Source organism: Herbiconiux sp. A18JL235 (genome assembly GCF_040939305.1).
Taxonomy (GTDB): domain Bacteria; phylum Actinomycetota; class Actinomycetes; order Actinomycetales; family Microbacteriaceae; genus Herbiconiux.
Genome location: NZ_CP162511.1, coordinates 2,705,919 through 2,721,676, shown reverse-complemented (window position 1 = coordinate 2,721,676; position 15,758 = coordinate 2,705,919). Strand labels below are relative to the sequence as shown.

The following is a 15,758-nucleotide window of genomic DNA, read 5'->3' as shown; positions in this document are numbered from 1 at the left end:
GCGAAGAAGAAGGAAGGTGACGGTGAGCACGGCTAGACTGTAGCACAAAGTCCTCAGACAAGTAGAGGAGTAAGAATGGCTCGACTCACCCGCGTTCCGCTTGCCGATCAGGCGGCGGAGCACCTGCTCACGCGCATCAGGGCGGGGGAGTGGGTGCTCGGCGCCCGGCTGCCCGGAGAGACCACCCTGGCCCCGCAGCTCGGGGTGGGGCGGTCGACGGTGCGGGAGGCGATCCGGCAACTCGCCGGCCGCGGCGTGCTGGATGCGCGGCACGGCTCGGGCGTGTACGTGACAGCGCTCGACGCCCCCGACGAGTGGGGGCAGGTGCTGCGCCGCGCCGACATCGTGACCGTGATCGAGGCCCGCACTGCGATCGAGGTGGAGGCGGCGGCGCTCGCCGCGACCCGCCGCAGCCCGGCCGATCTGCGCGCGATGCGAGGCGCACTGGCCACGCGCACCGTGCCAGGGCGGAGCGTCGAGGAGCACGTGGACGCCGACATGGTGCTGCATCGCGCGATCGTGGCTGCGGCGCACAACGAGGTGCTGCTCGAGCTGTTCGACGGGTTCGTACCGCGTGTGCGCCGGGCCATGGTCGACATGCTCCGGCTCCGCCCGGAACCGGATGAGAGCGCGGATCAGGATGCGCACGCGGCCGTGGTGGACGAGATCGCCGATCGCCATCCGGATGGAGCTGTGCGCGCCAGCCGAGCCCACCTCGATGCCCTCAGAGCGGGCTTCGTCTGAGCCTGCCTCCGCACCTCGCTCCGGATGTCAATCGCGGGCGATGCGGAGCAGGGTGCCTGAGGTGAGGGTGACGAGGTCGGTGAAGGTGAGGGGGAAGACGGCGTGAGGGGTGCCGCCCGCCGCCCAGATCACGTCGTAGTCGGCGAGGGCCGCGTCGACGATCGTGCGGAGCGGCGCGGGGTGGCCGACGGGGGAGACGCCGCCGATCGGCTGGCCGGTGGTGTCGCGCACGAGCCTGGCGGGGGCCATGGTGACGGATGCGGCACCCAGCTGCTCCGCCACGAGGTCGGTGTCGACACGGTGACGGCCGCTGGTCATGACGAGCACGGGCTCGTCGTCGACGACGAAGAGGAGGCTGCTCGCGATGGCGCCGATCGCGCATCCCAGTGCAGCGGCGGCGTCGGCCGCGGTGCGGGTCGAGCTGGGGAGCTCGCGCACCCTCCCGGAGATGCCGGCGGCATCGAGGTGCTCCTGAACGATGCGGCTGCGCTCGGGGAGCGTCTGGTCTTCGGTCACTGCGCGTGCCTTTCTCGACGAGCGGATGCGGGGTAGTGCATGAGCAGGATCACTTCGGCTTCACCGCCGAGGGCGGTGAACACGTGGGGCACGTCGCCCGGATAGCGGAGGCTGTCGCCCGGGCCGAGCTCGCGCTCGAGGGGCTCTGGCCCGAGAGCGACGCGTCCACGGATCACGGTGACCGTCTCATCGACGCCGGCTCCGTGTGCCTCGGAGTGCTGTGTCGTCGTCGTGACCGACGCGCGGTACGCCTCGATGGTCTCGCCACCGCTGCGCCAGGTCGCCAGCGGTGTCGCGATGACCGAGTCGCCCGCGACCACCGGGGGCTCGTCGCCGCCGGCACTCGGAATGAGTTCGCCGAGCGGGACCTCCAGTGCCGTCGACAACGCGAAGAGGGTGTCGAGGCGCGCGCCGCGCCGCCCGTTCTCGAGTTCGGAGATGGTTCCCTTGCCGATCCTGCTGCGGCGCGCCAGCTCGGACAGCGACAGACCGCGCTCATCGCGGGCGTGTCTGAGACGCAGGGCGAAGGTGTCGTCCATCGAGCATCCGATCGTTCTGGTAACGGAACGTTAGCAGAACGCCACCCGACTGCCGGGGGGACGCCGTGAAGGGAACGGAGTCGAGGGGTGAGCGCGGCGACGGTAGTCCGGCTCGGTCGAGGTCGAGACCGAGGTCTCAGTCGAGGTCGAGACCGAGGTCGAGGTCGAGGCCGAAGGTGAAGAGGGTGAGCGGTGCACCGTCCTCGGTGATGACGATGTCGCGATCGGGGAGACGGCAGAAGCCCAGCCGCGCGTACAGGCGATGCGCGGCGAGCATGACAGGGCCGCTGTTCATCACGACGCGTTCGGCGCCGCGGCTGCGGGCCAGCGCGATGACGTGGCGGGTGAGCAGCTCGCCGACGCCCCGCCCGCGAGCGTCGGGGGCGACGGCGAGCAGCCTGAAGTCGAGCTCGCCCTCACGCCCGAGCTCGGAGATGAGCCCGCCGGCGCGCGGGGTGGCCACCGTGCCCAGGAGGACGCCTGTGGCGAGGTCTTCGGCGACCCACACCTCGTGCTCGCGGGCGCGGGGAGCGACGTCGCGGATCTCGTCGAGGTAGCCCTGCGGCAGCCGGTAGTCGTGGGTGTTCGCGGTGACGGCGAGCTCGCCGATCGCCTCGTACTCGGATTCACGGGCCAGCCGGATGCGCACGCCCTCGCGGTCGTCGAGGTCGTAGACGTACACGTGCGGCAGGTCGTGGGTGTTCGGGTAGGCGCTCACGGCGCGATCGGTCGCACGGCGGAAGCCGGCCCGCAGGTACAGGCGCTGCGCCTTCACGTTGAGGGCGCCGGTGTCGAGCACGACGAAGCGCGATCCCCAGCGGCGAGCCTCGGCGAGCGACGCTTCGACGAGCTGTTCGCCGATGCCGGAGCGCTGCAGGGTCGGGTCGACGGCGAGGAGCCTGATCTCGGCCTCGCCCTCCGCCGCCAGCCGCGCCTCGGGAGTACCAGGGCGGAGGAGGGTCGCCGACCCCACGACGCGCTCATCGGCGTCGACCGCGACCAGTACGGTGCCCGAGCGGAGGCGGGACCCGGTGTCGCGTTCGAGCATCCGTCGTTCCGGGGAGACGGGCAGGTGGCCGTAGGGGCCGGCGGCGAACGCGCGTCGCGTGAGGTCTCCCACCGCCTCGAACTCGTGCGGGCGGACGGGCCGGACGGTGTGGGCGGGGGTCGGGACGGTGGTGCTCACGGGTACCTCTGTTTCTTGCCTGAAACAGACTACGCGCGCATCGCGCGTGCTCGGGCTTGGCGGCGCGCGCGGGTTGGTCGCGCGAAGTGCTCGCACGGGGCGGGTCGAGGGCAGTTCGCGCGACCGGGGTGGCGCGGGTGTGGGGATCAGCGGTGGGTGGACTCGCCGGGGAGGAGGGTGACGGGGATGATGGCGCGGCCGCCGGGCTCGCCGCGCATCATGGCGGCGAGGTAGTCGAGCGCGCGGGTCGCGACGGCCGGCCAGTCCTGGCGGATTGTGGTGATGGTGGGGGAGATCTTGCGCGTCCAGCCGATGCCGTCGTAACCGCAGAGCAGCAGGTCGCCCGGCACCGAACGGCCCGATTGCTGCGCCTCGAACAGTGCGCCGACGGCGTGCATGTCGCTCACCGCGAACACCGCGTCGACGGCGGGGTCGAGTTCGAGGAGCTCGTTCATGGCTGCCTGGCCGCCGTCCATGCCGTAGACGTCGCCCACGATGTGCACGGCGGATGCACTGACGCCCCGGTCGGCGAGACCGGCCAAGAACCCCTCCCTTCGCTCCTCGGTGGAGGGCAGGTAGCCGGCGCCGCCGAGCATGCCGAAGCGCGTGCCGCCCGCATCGACCAGGTGATGGGCCGCAGCACGGCCGCCACCGAAGTTGTCGGTGCGCACGGAGGCGCCGATCAGCGGCGAGTCGGCGGGCTCGTCACAGGCGACGATCGGCACCGGGCTCGCCTGCAGCAGGTGGATGCCGGAGCGCGGAGGGCGACTCGGCGACAGCACCACGCCGTCGGTCGACTGCACCAGGCGGGCGAGGGCCTCGAGCTCCTTCTCGGGCTCGTAGTCGCTGCTCGCCAGCACCAGCGACCACTCGCGCTGCTGGCCCTCGCGCTCGAAGGCGTGGGCGAGCTCGGCGTAGGCGGGGTTGCGCACGTCGGGCAGCACGATGCCGACCGTCATGCGCTCGGTCTTGCGCCCGCGGGTCGTGCCGCCGCGCGGGTAGCCCAGGCGCTTCGCCGCCTCGAAGACCCGGTCGCGCATGGCCGCGCTCACGCCGCGGTTGCCCGAGAGCGCGTTACTCGCCGTGGCGAGGCTCACACCGGCCTCGACGGCCACCTCCTGGAGGGTGTGGGTGCGCGCGGGGGCCTCGAGGGTGGGGGTGTGAGCGGGTGCGTCGCCGGAGGGGACCGGTGTGGAAGCGGCGGCGGGGGCGTCGGGTGTGGTCATGCCGGGGCTCCGCGGAGCGGCGGGTACTCGAAGCGGGCGAGCTCCTCGACGGCTCGGGCGAGGGCTGTCGAGTGGGCGGCGAGAGCCGCCTCGCCCCAGGACGCGTCGGCGCCCGTGGGATCGCCGATGGTGCCCGAGACCGAGAGATCGTCGGTGAACCATGGCAGGGAGACGCCGCCGAAGAGGCTGACCTGCTCGAGTCCGCGGAGGGCGGAGCGCACGGCGAGACCGTCGGGCTGGGCCGCCGCGAGGTCGACGGTCTCGGGGTGGAGGGCCAGCATGACGCTGGTCTCGTAGAAGCCGGCGTGGATGTCGAAGGCGGGTTCGCGCATCCGTTCGACCAGCTCGTCGGGAAGGGGGAGCGCGGGGGCGTGCACGACATGGGCGCGCACACCGCTGTCGGCACGGATGTCGCGGCAGGCGACCCTGAGCAAGTCGGGGTTCCCTCCGTGCGCGTTCACGAAGATCAGCGTACCGAGGCCGCTGGCCGCGACGGCGCGGCCGAGGTCGAGGCAGAGCGCGAGGAGGGTGGTGGTGGAGAGCGAGACGGTTCCCGGGCGCCCGGCGTGCTCGGGCGAGAGGCCGTAGGCCAGAGTGGGGAGCAGCCACGCGGGGAGGTCGTCGGGCAGCAGGGCCGCGGCGCGCGTGGCGAGGGCCTCGGCGATGAGGGAGTCGGTGGTGACGGGGAGGTGCGGGCCGTGCTGCTCGGTGGCTCCGACGGGCTGGAGGGCCACGCCGCCCCGCGCCGCGACGCCCGACACCTCGGGGGAGCGGAGGGGGCGAGAGGCTCGGGCGGGGTGCGGCGACACGATCAGAGACCGATCAGGATGCGCGCCTCGGCACGCGCGGCGAGGTCGGTGTCGTAGACGCCCCGGGCGGCGAGGGAGCGTGCCGTGGCGCCGACGGTGCGCTCGCCGCGGGCCCACATGCAGGCGTGCTCGGCGGTGAGGAGCACGAGCACGCCCTTCGCGTCGAGCGTGGTCGCCACGGTGTCGGCGATCTCGTCGGCGAGGCGCTCCTGCATCTGCGGGCGGGCGGCGAGCACGCGGATCATCGCGTCGAAGTCGCCGATGCCCGCGAGCATGCGGTCGGGCAGGTAGACCACCGAGATGACGCCCTTGAAGGGCAGCAGGTGGTGCTCGCAGATCGAGGAGTACGGCACCTCGAGCACCGAGACCGGCCCGGGGTAGACGCCCTCGATGGGCTCGCCGCCGCCGAGCGCCTTCGCGGGGTCGCCGCCGAGGCCCGAGTAGAGGTCGAGGCCGGCGTGCGCGACGCGGCGCGGCGTGTCGAGCAGGGTGGGGTGGTCGACGTCGAGGCCGACCGCCGCCATGTAGTCGCGCACGGCGCGTTCGGCGGCGAGCACGTCGGTGGGGCGGGAGGTCGTCGTGGCTTCGATGGTCATCGTGATCCCTGCTTTCGTGGGGGTTTTCGTGGAACTGGTGGGGCAGTGGGGTCGGGCCGGCCGGAGCGCGCATCCGTCGGCCGTGCGGGGTTCAGTGGAACAGGAGCTGGGTGGCGCGGTCGACGTAGTGGTGGAACTCGGGCGTCGACATGAGGTCGATGGTGCGCGGGCGGGGCAGGTCGATCTCGATGACCTCCTTGATGGTGCCGGGCCGCGGGCTCATCACCGCGACGTAGTCGGAGAGCAGGATCGCCTCCTGGATGCCGTGCGTCACCATCACCGTCGTCGCCCGCTGCTCGAGCCAGAGCCGCTGCAGCTCGAGGTTCAGCCGCTGGCGGGTCATGTCGTCGAGGGCGCCGAACGGCTCGTCGAGGAACAGCACGCTCGGCCGCAGCGCGAGCGCCCGCGCGATCGACACGCGCTGCCGCATGCCGCCCGAGAGCTGCCAGGGCTTCGCGTCGGCGAAGCTCTCGAGCCCCACCAGCCCGAGGAGCTCGGCGACCCACTCTCTGTCGAGCGGAACGCCGGCGACCTCGAACGGGAAGCGCACGTTCTTCTCCACGCTCCGCCACGGCAGCAGCGCATGGTCTTGGAACGCGATGCCGAGGCTCTTCTCCTTGCGGAGCTCGGCGGGGGTGAGTCCGTGCACTGTGGCGGAGCCGCTCGTCGGGGTGTCGAGCCCGGCCAGGATGCGGAGGATCGTCGACTTGCCGCATCCGCTCGGCCCGAGAAGCGACAGGAAGGAGCCCCTCGGTGTGGCGAGATCGACGCCGGCGACCGCCTGCACCGTGCCCTTCCGCGACACGAAGTCGCGGGTGAGGCCGGTGAGCTGCACGCCGGCGGCGGGCTCGGCGGATGCGGTGGTGCGGGCGGATGATTCGGTCGCGGTCATCGGGGGTCTCCTCGGCGGGCGAGAACGGATTCGGGCGGGAAGCGGCCGGCCAGCACGAGCCGCTCGAGCAGCACGACCAGGCCGTAGGCGGCGAGGGCGAGGGCGATCGTGATGACCACGAGCGTCCAGAGCAGGCCGTAGTCGGAGTACGAGCGGCTCGTGAGCAGGTTCGCCCCGAGGCCCTCGAACGAGAACAGGAACTCGTACAGCGTGGCGGCCGAGACGGTGGCAGGGGCGGCGATCTTGAGCCCGGCGAAGAGGTAGGGCAGTGCGGCCGGGAGCTGCACGGAGAACAGCAGGCGCATCCGGCCGCCGCCGTAGGCGTGAACGAGGTCGACGGTGTCGGGGCCGGCCGCGGTGAGGCCCGTGCCCACGTTCATGAGCAGCGGGAAGAAGGTCACGACGCCGGCGATCACCGCCGCGGTGACGACACCGGAGCCGAAGACGGCGTACACGACGGGGGCCATCGCGATGAGGGGAACGGTCTGCAGCACCAGGGCGATCGGCAGGAAGGTGGCCCGCACGGTGCGCGACACCGACATGACGACGGCGCCGACGAGGCCGAGGGTGACGCCGAAGGCGAGACCGACACCGGCGTGGAAGAGCGTCACCCCGACCATCGGCACGATCGCGGCGCGCCGCTCGGCCGCCGACTCCGGGGTGAAGGCGCCGTCGACGAAGAGATAGTTCACGACGTCGAGCGGCGTCTTGGTGAGGTAGGGGCTCACGTTCGTGAGCGTGAGGGCGAGCTGCCAGCCGGCGAGCAGCAGCACCAGGGTGGCGAGGGTGGTGACCAGCGCGGTGGCCCAGCGGGGGAAGGTCATCGGGTGCCTCCGGTGCTGTGGGTCGTCCACGGTGCGAGCCACCGCGCGGCGAGCGCGATGACGCCGTAGCCGAGGGCCGAGACGGCGGTGGCGAGGATGGCGACCGCCCACATGCCCACGAAGTCGCCCGCGTACTGTTGGGAGATGAGCAGCCGGCCGGCGCCGGAGTCGACGCCCACGGCGAAGAACTCGCCGGTCATCGCACCGAGGAACGCGGCGGGCGCACCGATCTTGAGCGCCGACAGCAGCGCCGGTATGGCCGCGACCAGCCGCACCTTGCGGATGGCGGTGAGGGTGCCGCCGCCGTAGGCGTGAACGAGGTCGAGCTGGCCGGGAGTGGTGGCGCGGAGGCCGAGCAGCACCCCGATGATCATGGGGAACTCGACAGCCAGCAGGGCGAGCACGACACTCACCGAACGACTGCCGGGCGGGGAGAGGATGACGACGATCGGGCTGATCGCCGCCACGGGGATGCACGCGGCGACCACCCCGAGCTGCGTGGCGAAGGCCTCGAGGCGGGGGAGGAGGAGCACGAGGACGCCGAGGAGGAGGGCGACGACGATCGCGATGGCGTAGCCCGTGAGGGCGGCGCCCGCGGTGGCGGCGATTCCCGACCAGTAGGCGGGGTCGACCAGGTCGGCGCCGACCCGCGCGAAGGCGGCGAGCGGCGGCGGAACGGCGCCGTAGCTGCCGTTCGGGCGGGTGAACGCGAGCACGGCCACGAGGTGCCAGGCGATCACGATGACGAGCAGTCCGCCGAGGCCCAGCAGGGCCGGGGCGACGGATGCGCGGCGCGGGTTCACGGGGGCTCCTCTCGGGGCGGTGCGGGTGGTGCGGGCACGTGGTGCCGGGGGCTGGCTGCGGGCGGTGCGGGTGCTGGGTGCGGGGGCCGGCCTCGATGACCGGCCCCCGCATCCGGTCAGCCCTGCGGAACCTCGAAGCCCGGGATGAGCTCGGGGTTCTCGGCGTAGACCTCGTCGAGGAGCGACAGGTCGAACAGCGAGTCGGCGCTGGTGTCGATCCCCGCTGCGGCGAGGGAGGTCACGGCCTGCTCGGCGAGCTCGGGCGAGATGGTGAAGATGCCGTTCGCGACCGTGTCGTCGGTGAGCATGAACGAGGGCAGCACCGTGGCGGAGCTCAGCTGCAGCGCCGGGTCGAGGTCGTTCTCGCTGCCGCCGTACTCCATGGCGATGTCGGCGATGCCCTGCGGGCCGTCGGTGAGCGCGGTGTTCCACCCCTCGATGACCGACTTCATGACCGCCTTGACCTTCTCGCGGTCGTTCTTCAGCGCATCCGTCGACACGACGACCGCATCGCCCATCTGGGCGTAGCCCGCGTCGGAGAACGACAGCGTCACGGCGTCGCCGCCCGCCGCCTCGACGGCCAGCGGATAGTTCGTGAGGAAGCCGATGAGGCCGTCGACGTCGCCGTTCATGAGCGGGTCGATGCCGTTCGGAACCGACACGAAGGTGACGGTGTCGGCCGGGAGGTCGTTGGCGCGGAGCACCGCCTCGACGGCGAGCTTGCCTCCCGCGTCGACACCGAGGGTCTTGCCCTTCAGGTCGTCGACCGAGGCGATGGGGTTCGCGGCGAGCGAGACGAAGCCCACGGGGCTCTTCACGAACTGGGCGCCGATGATGGTGAGCGGGGCGCCGTCTTCGACGGAGCCGGTGACGCCGGTGAGGTCGGAGGCGAGGCCGATGGTGGCCTGGCCGGCGAGCACGCTGTCCCACGGGTTGGTGGTGCCGCCGCCCGCGATGATGTCGACGGAGTCGAGGCCGTTGGCGGTGTAGTCGCCGTCGCGGTCGGCGTAGAAGTAGCCGGCGAACTCGTAATTCTTGATCCAGCTGAGGGCGATGCCCGCGGTGCCGAGGTCGGCCTCACCCGAGGCGGTGCTGCCTCCCTCGCTCGCGGGGGCGCTCGAGGAACAGGCGGCGAGGGTGACGGCGAGGGCGGCAGAAGCGGCGACGACCGCGGCGCGGCGCAGGGTGCGGCGACGGGTGCTCGTGGGGCCGGTGGTGCCGGGGTGTGCGGTGCTGAGGCGGGCGGTGTTCAGGGGGCTGGTGGTGCGAGTGGTTCGGGTGGGGCTGGCGTTCATAGGAACCTCCATCTCGATCGCGGGACGAGGCCCAACGTAAACCCTTTACGTTTCGTGAAATCGCACGCGTGTTTCACGGGCGTAACGAATGAGATGAGGCGGGTGGGGTGCGTTCGTCGGGCAGAGTGCTCCCTCAGGCGGGCAGGGGAGCAGGTTGCGCGACCAGGAGGGTGGATGGGGCCCGCCGGGAGGGTCCACGGGCGGGGGTCAGGAGGGGAGGGCGACCTTGGGTTTGGCCCAGGAGCGGCCGGTGGTGTCTTTGAGGATGTCGTACTCGACGTCGACGTGCGGCTCGATGGCGCTGTACTTGTCGTTGGGGGCGCCGATGACGAGCTGGAAGCCGAGCCCCCGCCAGGCGCCGATGGCGCGCGCGGTGAAGTGGGCGTCGGCCTTGATGAGGGCCTCGTCGAGGAAGACGGGCGCGTAGCGGGGCCGTTCGGCACCGGCGTCGCCCAGCTGGTAGCGCAGCGCGGCGCCGACGATGAAGGCGATCAGCTCCTGCGATTCGCCGCCCGACTTCTCGCCGATGTGGTCGTAGAGCGCGACGTGCTGCCCCGTGTCGGCGCGGATGCGCTCCGCGCTCACCCTCACGTGGTTGCGCACGTCGACGAGGTCGGCGAAGTCGGGTGCCGTGCGCCGCATCCGGCTGATGAGCTTCGCCATGCGCGTGTAGACCTGCTCGCGCTCGTCGTCGCTGGATGCCGCGTCGAGCAGCGCCCGCACCTCGCGGAGCTCGCGCCGGAAGCGTCGGCGCGACTCGGACTGGTTCTCGCGCGGGCTGATCTGCAGGCGGTGCTCGTCGTCGAAGAACGGGAGGTCGTGCATGATGCGGTTGATCGGCTCGATGCGCTCGCGGATCTCGCGCAGCGACCGCGACAGCACTGCGTCGAGATTCGCCAGGTCGTTCCCCGAGAGCTCGAGCAGGCTGTCGCGCCACTCGCGCTCGAGCTCGTGCAGCCCGCTCGCCTCGAGGTCGGCGAGGATGCGCTCGAAGTCGCCGAGCGAGCTGTCGGGATCGGGGAGCAGGTTGAGGTTCGGCCAGCGGTCGAGGAAGCTCACCAGCGTGCGCCGCAGCGCCTCGCGCTGCTCGACCAGCGTCTGCTGGGCCAGCAGCTGCTCGTCGGTCAGGCGCTTCGACGCCGAGTCGAGCGCGGCGTCGAAGCGCGCCAGCGTCACCGCCCGGGCCGAGGGACCCGTGCTCTCGGGTGCCGCGAACTGCGCGTCGAGGTAGGCGGCCTGCGCCTCGGTGAGCGTGCGACCGGCGTCGTCGGCGCGGTCGAGCACCGACTGGGCGGCATCCACCTCGTCGGTGACGTCGGCCCAGCGCTCGGAGAGCTGCTGCTGCTCGGCCTTCGCGCCGCCGATCTCTTCGCGCAGCCGCGCCGCCTTCTCGCGCGCCTCGGTGATGCGCGACTGCAGCTTCGCGATCTCGGGGTTGCCCGAGGTGACCTCGTCGATGATCGACTGCCACCGCTGCTGCTCGCGCTCGACGCCGGCGACGTCGACCTCGTCCCAGCTGAGGTCGGTGACCTTCTCGAACACGGTGTGCGTGGCGTCGAGGGTGTCGAGGGCCGCAGCGGCGCGGGCTGCCGCCGTCGTGGCCTCGGCGAGCCGGCCCTCGGCCGCTTCGAGTTCGGCTGCGAGCTGAGCCAGGCCGGCCCGGTTCGAGAACCCGAGGAGGTTCGTGCGGCCGTGGCCGCCGTGCGCGCCGCGGGAGCCGTTCGTCGACTGGCCGGCCGCGGTGAGCGCCTGGCGGTGCTCGGCGAGCTCGGATGCGCGTTCGACGCACACGAAGGCGAACTGGTTCTCGAGGCGGTCGTGGAGCCAGCCCGTGAACGGCGTGCTGCGGTAGTCGAGTCGGCCGGGGAGGGTACGCGGGTCGAGCGAGGTGGTCTCAGGGAGGCCGGTGTGCACGCCCTCGTAGCTGAGACGCTCGGGGGTGCGCACGGAGTCGATGGCGGTGCGGAACGCGGGCAGATCGTCGACGTCGATGAGCAGGGTGCGGGCGAAGCCGCCTAGGGCGAGGTTGAAGGCCTCGCGCCAGGGCTCGAACTCGGTGCGCACCTCGACCAGCTCGCCGACGAAGGGCAGGTTCTCAGGGCGGAGCCCGGCGGCCTCGGCGAGCAGCCGCCGCGACTCGTGGAGGCGCGGCGGGATGCTGTCGGTGCGGGAGCCGGCGTCGGCCAGCTCGGCCTTCAGCCGGTCGCGCGCGGTCGCCGCCGTGTTCCTGGCGCTCATCGCCGCGACGTAGGCCTCGCGCGCCGACTCCTTGGCGCGCGGATCGCTGAGGGTACGCCGCGCACGGTCGGCGAGCGCGGCGAACGACTCGGCGGTGAGGGCGAGCAAAGCTGCACCGTGGTCGTCGGCGGTGCCGCCGTCGGCGGGCTCGGTGGAGGCGCCGGCCACGGGGGATTCACCAGCCGCGCCGGCACCGGTGGCGGGTGAGCCGGGCCGGGCCGTGAGGCCGAGCTCCTCGGCGAGGGGCGCGAGGGCGGTGTCGAGGCGCGCGCGGTCGCGCTGCACGGCGGTGAGGCGGCGGTCGAGGGCGCGCAGCTCGCGGTGGGCCGTCTCGAGGCGGTCGCCGCCGGCCGAGCGCAGCACCTCCTCGAGGCCCTCGCGCTCGGCCTCGACGGCGTCGGCGACGGCCTGCTTCTCGCGGATGACCGCGACCACCTCCCGCTCCCGCGTGCCGAGCTCGGCCTCCACGTCGCGCAGCAGTTCGAGGCGTCGACCGGCGCGCCAGAGGGTGACCAGAGCATCCGGATCGGTGAAGCGGCCGAGGGCGTCGAGCATCCTGAGCCGGTCGGCGGCCTCCTCGATGCGCACGCGCAGGCCGCGGATGGGCTCGAGGGCGCGCACCTGCTGGCGCGCCACGAGCATCCTGGTTCTGGTGCTCTCGAGGCCGTCGAAGTGGGCGACGACGGCATCGGCGGTGGCGAGCGTCTCGGGCTCTTCGAGCACCATGCGTTTGTAGAGGTCGTCGACCGTGGTGATCTGCTGGCCGGCCTGGATGCGCGCCAAGAGGCTCAGCGCCTTCGAACCTGCGCCCGCCGCCCCGATGCCGAGCACGGCGTGTAACCGTGCCGAGAATTCGCGGTCGGTGGGGAGGGTGTCGAGTCCGGTGGCCCGCACGGCGGTGTCGGTGAAGTGCTGCAGGGCGGCGCTCTCGAGCCGGCTGAGGTCGAACGCGCCCTGGATCGTGCCGCGCACCTTCACGGTCTCGTCGACGATCCGGGCCCCCGCGGGGATGTACCAGGCGCGCACCGCGGTGAAGCGCGAGTCGTCGTGGTCGCGCCAGGTCATGGCGACCGCGGTCCAGGTGTCGGTGCCGTCGCCGCGCAGCACGGTGAGCTTCGTGCCCTCGTCGGTGCGGGTCTCGTCGATCTTGCCGCGGCCGTACGACAGGATGTTGCGCTGCTCGTGCCCGCGCGGCCGCCCCACGACCGCGCCGTTCGACGCGCCGTTGAAGGGGGTCGTGTGGGGCATCATGAGGGCGACGTTGGCGTCCATGAGCGTCGACTTGCCGGAGCCCGAGCCGCCGCACAGCAGTGTGGCGCCGGGGGAGAAGCGGATGCGGTGGGCGCCGTCGTAGCCGCCCCAGTTCACGAGCTGCAGGTCTTCGGCGAGCCACTGCTGGCCGCGCGAGGCGGCGGGGATGAGGCCGAAGAGGGTGTCGAGCATGGTCATGCGGTGGGCTCCTCGGGGGCGCGGTCGCCGTCGGGGTCTGTGTCGGCGTCGTCGTCGAGGTCTGTGTCGTCGTCCAGGTCTGTGTCGCCGTCGGGATCGGCGTCGCCGTCGGGGTCGTCGCCGGGCGCATCCGTCTCGTCGAGGTCGACCGGGGTGGGACTGCCGCCCGAGCGGGCGAGGGCCGTCTGCTCGGCGAGCCAGTCGCTCAACTCGGCGAGGCGGGAGGAGCTCAGCAAGATCTCGACGAGCGGGCTGATGCGGTAGCGGCCCTCCGACTCCTCCTCCACCACGCCGTCCTGCCGCAGCCGGTTGAGGGCGTTGCGGATGGCCTTCTGGCGCCGGGCGGTGTCGCCGTCGGACTCGGCGAAGTAGCTCAGCACGGTCTGCTCGACCTCTTCGACGTCGACCCGGGCCGAGGCCTCGCCGGCCGTGGTCTCGCGCTGGAAGACCGTGCGCAGGTGCACGAGCACGAGTGTCTCGGCGCGGGAGTACGCCTCGTCTTTCAAGAGGATCGGGATCTCGAGCTCGTCGGAGCGCACCTGCTCCTTGTAGGCGACCCCGCGGTCGTGGTCGACGACGAGCCGCACGAACAGGTCGCCGAGGCGCGACTCGATGACCTGCTGGTTCTCGATCAGCACGCTCCAGTCGCTGCCGGGCCCGCCGGCGAGCAGGAACCGGCGCAGTAACAGGCGCACGAGCACCCGGCGCACGGAGGAGTCGAGCACGCCGCGGTCGCCGGCGAAGAGCTCGTCGGGGTCGTCCTCCATCGCCACGGGGGTGATGAAGGGGGTGTCGGGGGTCGCTTCCGCGTCGGTGCCGGGTGCCGTGTTGTCGGGGGTCGCGGTGGTGGGAGCCGTGGTGTCGGGTGCCTCGGTGTCAGGGGCCGCGGTGTCGGTGGCCGCGGTGTCGGGGGCTGCGGTGTCGGTGTGATCAGTCATGTGCATCCTGTGTGCGTGCATCCGGAGTGTCTGCGTCGTGGGTGTCGGATCGCCTGGTGGCGTGGGCGGTGACCGCGCCGAAGGCGAAACGGCGGGTGGTGCCGTCGGGGCGGATGGCCTCGACGATCGAGACGTCGTCGCCCTCGGCCATGCCGCCCCGGTGCGCGATCTCGAGCAGCCCGACGAGGTCGACGGGGCGGCGGGTGTCGTCGGAGCCCGACTCGAAGGCCTGGGCGAGGTCGAAGGAGGGGCCGAGTGTCGAGACGTAGCGCTCGAGCTCGGCGTAGTGCGGTCCGCCCCAGGCGCGGGTGTCGGCGTCGACGAACTCGACGTCGGCGTCGTCGGATGCGCTGAGCGGCTCGGGCACGCGCGGCGGGTGGAGCTCGCTCAGCGAGCGACGCAGGTGCCCGAGGTCGGCGACAGGGAAGCCGTGCACCGGCTCGACACGGGTGGCTCCTGAGCTGGCGCGCATCCAGTCGTGGAGCCCCGCCATCACCCCGCGGAGCAGGTCGTCGACCTGGCGGTCGCGGATGGGATCGTGCGTGCGCACCTGCGCGGTGATGACGTGGGAGGCGCGGCGCTGGGCGGTGAGCACCTCCTGCACACCCAGCTCGACGCGGCGGGCGATGGCGTCGAGCTCGTCGCGCTGCTCGGGGGTGAGCAGGCGGGTGAAGGGCTGCGCGAGGAGGTCGTGCAGCTGGGCCGAGAGCTGGTCGATGCGGTCGGGGTCGCCGATGAGGCGGAGGGCTCCGTCGAAGGCGCGGCCCTCGGGGGTGCTGCGCATGACGTGCTGCCCGCGCTGGAGGTACTCGCGCAGGATCTCGCCCGTCGGCCGCACGTCGCGGCGCAGCTCGGAGACGACGTCGCGCTGCATCGCCTTGATCGACTCGGCGACCCGCGCGAAGTCGGCGGGCAGCTCGCGCGCCAGGTGGAGCACGTTCTCGGCCTCTTCGAGCAGCTGCTCGTCGTCGAGGGCGAGGGGGGCAGGGGAGGTGGCGGAACCGTCGGCTGCGGTGCGGGAGGCGGGGTCGGCGCCGGATAGGGATCCTGCCGCGCTCGCGTCGGCGGAGTCAGCACCGCTGGCCATGCCGGCACCTGCGTCTGCGTGGGTGGCCGCGTCGTCGCTCGACAGGCCGGCGCGCAGGGCGGCGATCTCGGCCTCGAGGGCGTCGCGTTCGGCGGTGAGCAGCGCGATGCGGCGCTCGGGGTCGGCCTCGGAATCGCGAGCGAGCCGGTCGACGGCCTCGAGCAGGGTGCGCACCCGGGAGCGCGAGACACGGGCCCGCCCGACGCCCGCTCGGCCGGCTATCTCGAGTGCGCCGACCGCATGCGCCGAGAGGCGGTACACCTCCACGTCGTCTTCGATCTGCGGCACCAGCCAGCCCATGCGCACCCAGCTGCGGCAGATCTCGCGCGCGGTGCCCGAGGGGATGCGACGGTCGTCGTCGCCGTAGCCCGCCGCCCGCAGCTCATCGACCGCCTCCGTGACCTCGGCGTGCGCGTCGGCGACGGCGACCGCCGGGCGGTCTGCGGTGAACACGATGGAGAGCACCGCGACGACGAACGGGGCGAACCGGCCGTGCAGCAGGTCGAGCGTGGGGTTCTTAAAGGCGGCTGCGGATCTCTGGTAGGCAGCCTCGGCCCGGGTGCTCGACATATCGCAGCAAGACTAGCCGCATCCGCTCGGCGCACCCGCCCCGTCG

At 72.4% G+C, this 15,758-nt stretch carries 14 protein-coding genes; 1 reads left to right on the top strand and 13 read right to left on the bottom strand.

The genetic code is table 11. The annotated features are described in order from the left end of the window. Positions 1-75 precede the first annotated feature (75 nt). Positions 76-744: a FadR/GntR family transcriptional regulator gene (locus tag ABFY20_RS12720; RefSeq protein ID WP_368496618.1), complete on the top strand. Its 669-nt coding sequence runs from the start codon at positions 76-78 to the stop codon at positions 742-744. Positions 745-771: 27 nt separating this feature from the next. Here the strand turns inward: ABFY20_RS12720 and ABFY20_RS12715 are convergent, their stop codons facing one another. From ABFY20_RS12715 to ABFY20_RS12655, 13 genes are all read right to left on the bottom strand, one after another. After that, a complete protein-coding gene (locus ABFY20_RS12715; protein ID WP_368496617.1) occupies positions 772-1,260 on the bottom strand; it encodes a YbaK/EbsC family protein in 489 nt (162 codons plus the stop codon). Then, a complete protein-coding gene (locus ABFY20_RS12710) occupies positions 1,257-1,799 on the bottom strand; it encodes a helix-turn-helix domain-containing protein (RefSeq protein ID WP_368496616.1) in 543 nt (180 codons plus the stop codon). The genes ABFY20_RS12715 and ABFY20_RS12710 overlap by 4 nt, the downstream gene beginning before the upstream one ends. A 136-nt stretch (positions 1,800-1,935) precedes the next feature. Beyond that, complete coding sequence (locus tag ABFY20_RS12705) at positions 1,936-2,985, bottom strand: GNAT family N-acetyltransferase (protein ID WP_368496615.1); 1,050 nt, start codon at positions 2,983-2,985, stop codon at positions 1,936-1,938. A 146-nt stretch (positions 2,986-3,131) separates the two neighbouring features. Further along, a complete protein-coding gene (locus ABFY20_RS12700; protein ID WP_368496614.1) occupies positions 3,132-4,211 on the bottom strand; it encodes a LacI family DNA-binding transcriptional regulator in 1,080 nt (359 codons plus the stop codon). Next, positions 4,208-5,020 carry a creatininase family protein gene (locus ABFY20_RS12695; RefSeq protein WP_368496613.1) on the bottom strand — a complete coding sequence of 271 codons (813 nt, stop codon included), beginning with the start codon at positions 5,018-5,020 and terminating at the stop codon, positions 4,208-4,210. The genes ABFY20_RS12700 and ABFY20_RS12695 overlap by 4 nt, the downstream gene beginning before the upstream one ends. Before the next feature lie 2 nt (positions 5,021-5,022). Beyond that, a complete protein-coding gene (gene folE / locus ABFY20_RS12690) occupies positions 5,023-5,616 on the bottom strand; it encodes a GTP cyclohydrolase I (RefSeq protein ID WP_368496612.1) in 594 nt (197 codons plus the stop codon). A gap of 91 nt (positions 5,617-5,707) precedes the next feature. Then, positions 5,708-6,508 carry an ABC transporter ATP-binding protein gene (locus ABFY20_RS12685; RefSeq protein WP_368496611.1) on the bottom strand — a complete coding sequence of 267 codons (801 nt, stop codon included), beginning with the start codon at positions 6,506-6,508 and terminating at the stop codon, positions 5,708-5,710. Continuing rightward, positions 6,505-7,332: an ABC transporter permease gene (locus tag ABFY20_RS12680; protein WP_368496610.1), complete on the bottom strand. Its 828-nt coding sequence runs from the start codon at positions 7,330-7,332 to the stop codon at positions 6,505-6,507. The genes ABFY20_RS12685 and ABFY20_RS12680 overlap by 4 nt, the downstream gene beginning before the upstream one ends. Continuing rightward, positions 7,329-8,135: an ABC transporter permease gene (locus ABFY20_RS12675; RefSeq protein ID WP_368496609.1), complete on the bottom strand. Its 807-nt coding sequence runs from the start codon at positions 8,133-8,135 to the stop codon at positions 7,329-7,331. Before ABFY20_RS12675 ends, ABFY20_RS12680 begins: the two co-directional genes overlap by 4 nt. A 116-nt stretch (positions 8,136-8,251) precedes the next feature. Then, positions 8,252-9,430 (bottom strand): ABC transporter substrate-binding protein, encoded by a 1,179-nt coding sequence (locus tag ABFY20_RS12670; protein WP_368496608.1) that lies wholly within the window; start codon positions 9,428-9,430, stop codon positions 8,252-8,254. A gap of 207 nt (positions 9,431-9,637) precedes the next feature. Continuing rightward, entirely contained in the window at positions 9,638-13,117 is a 3,480-nt protein-coding gene (locus ABFY20_RS12665; protein ID WP_368496607.1) for an ATP-binding protein, read from the bottom strand. Beyond that, entirely contained in the window at positions 13,114-14,055 is a 942-nt protein-coding gene (locus tag ABFY20_RS12660) for a DUF4194 domain-containing protein (protein WP_368496606.1), read from the bottom strand. The genes ABFY20_RS12665 and ABFY20_RS12660 overlap by 4 nt, the downstream gene beginning before the upstream one ends. After that, positions 14,048-15,712, bottom strand: coding sequence for a DUF3375 domain-containing protein (locus tag ABFY20_RS12655; protein WP_368496605.1), 1,665 nt, complete (start codon positions 15,710-15,712; stop codon positions 14,048-14,050). The genes ABFY20_RS12660 and ABFY20_RS12655 overlap by 8 nt, the downstream gene beginning before the upstream one ends. Positions 15,713-15,758 lie beyond the last annotated feature (46 nt).

What these genes read in the sequence shown, in the direction of transcription:
- ABFY20_RS12720 (WP_368496618.1), top strand. Translation starts at nt 76, where the DNA reads ATGGCTCGACTCACCCGCGTTCCGCTTGCCGATCAGGCGGCGGAGCAC.
- ABFY20_RS12710 (WP_368496616.1), bottom strand. Translation starts at nt 1,799, where the DNA reads ATGGACGACACCTTCGCCCTGCGTCTCAGACACGCCCGCGATGAGCGC.
- ABFY20_RS12700 (WP_368496614.1), bottom strand. Translation starts at nt 4,211, where the DNA reads ATGACCACACCCGACGCCCCCGCCGCCGCTTCCACACCGGTCCCCTCC.
- folE (WP_368496612.1), bottom strand. Translation starts at nt 5,616, where the DNA reads ATGACCATCGAAGCCACGACGACCTCCCGCCCCACCGACGTGCTCGCC.
- ABFY20_RS12685 (WP_368496611.1), bottom strand. Translation starts at nt 6,508, where the DNA reads ATGACCGCGACCGAATCATCCGCCCGCACCACCGCATCCGCCGAGCCC.
- ABFY20_RS12680 (WP_368496610.1), bottom strand. Translation starts at nt 7,332, where the DNA reads ATGACCTTCCCCCGCTGGGCCACCGCGCTGGTCACCACCCTCGCCACC.
- ABFY20_RS12670 (WP_368496608.1), bottom strand. Translation starts at nt 9,430, where the DNA reads ATGAACGCCAGCCCCACCCGAACCACTCGCACCACCAGCCCCCTGAAC.
- ABFY20_RS12665 (WP_368496607.1), bottom strand. Translation starts at nt 13,117, where the DNA reads ATGACCATGCTCGACACCCTCTTCGGCCTCATCCCCGCCGCCTCGCGC.
- ABFY20_RS12660 (WP_368496606.1), bottom strand. Translation starts at nt 14,055, where the DNA reads ATGACTGATCACACCGACACCGCAGCCCCCGACACCGCGGCCACCGAC.
- ABFY20_RS12655 (WP_368496605.1), bottom strand. Translation starts at nt 15,712, where the DNA reads ATGTCGAGCACCCGGGCCGAGGCTGCCTACCAGAGATCCGCAGCCGCC.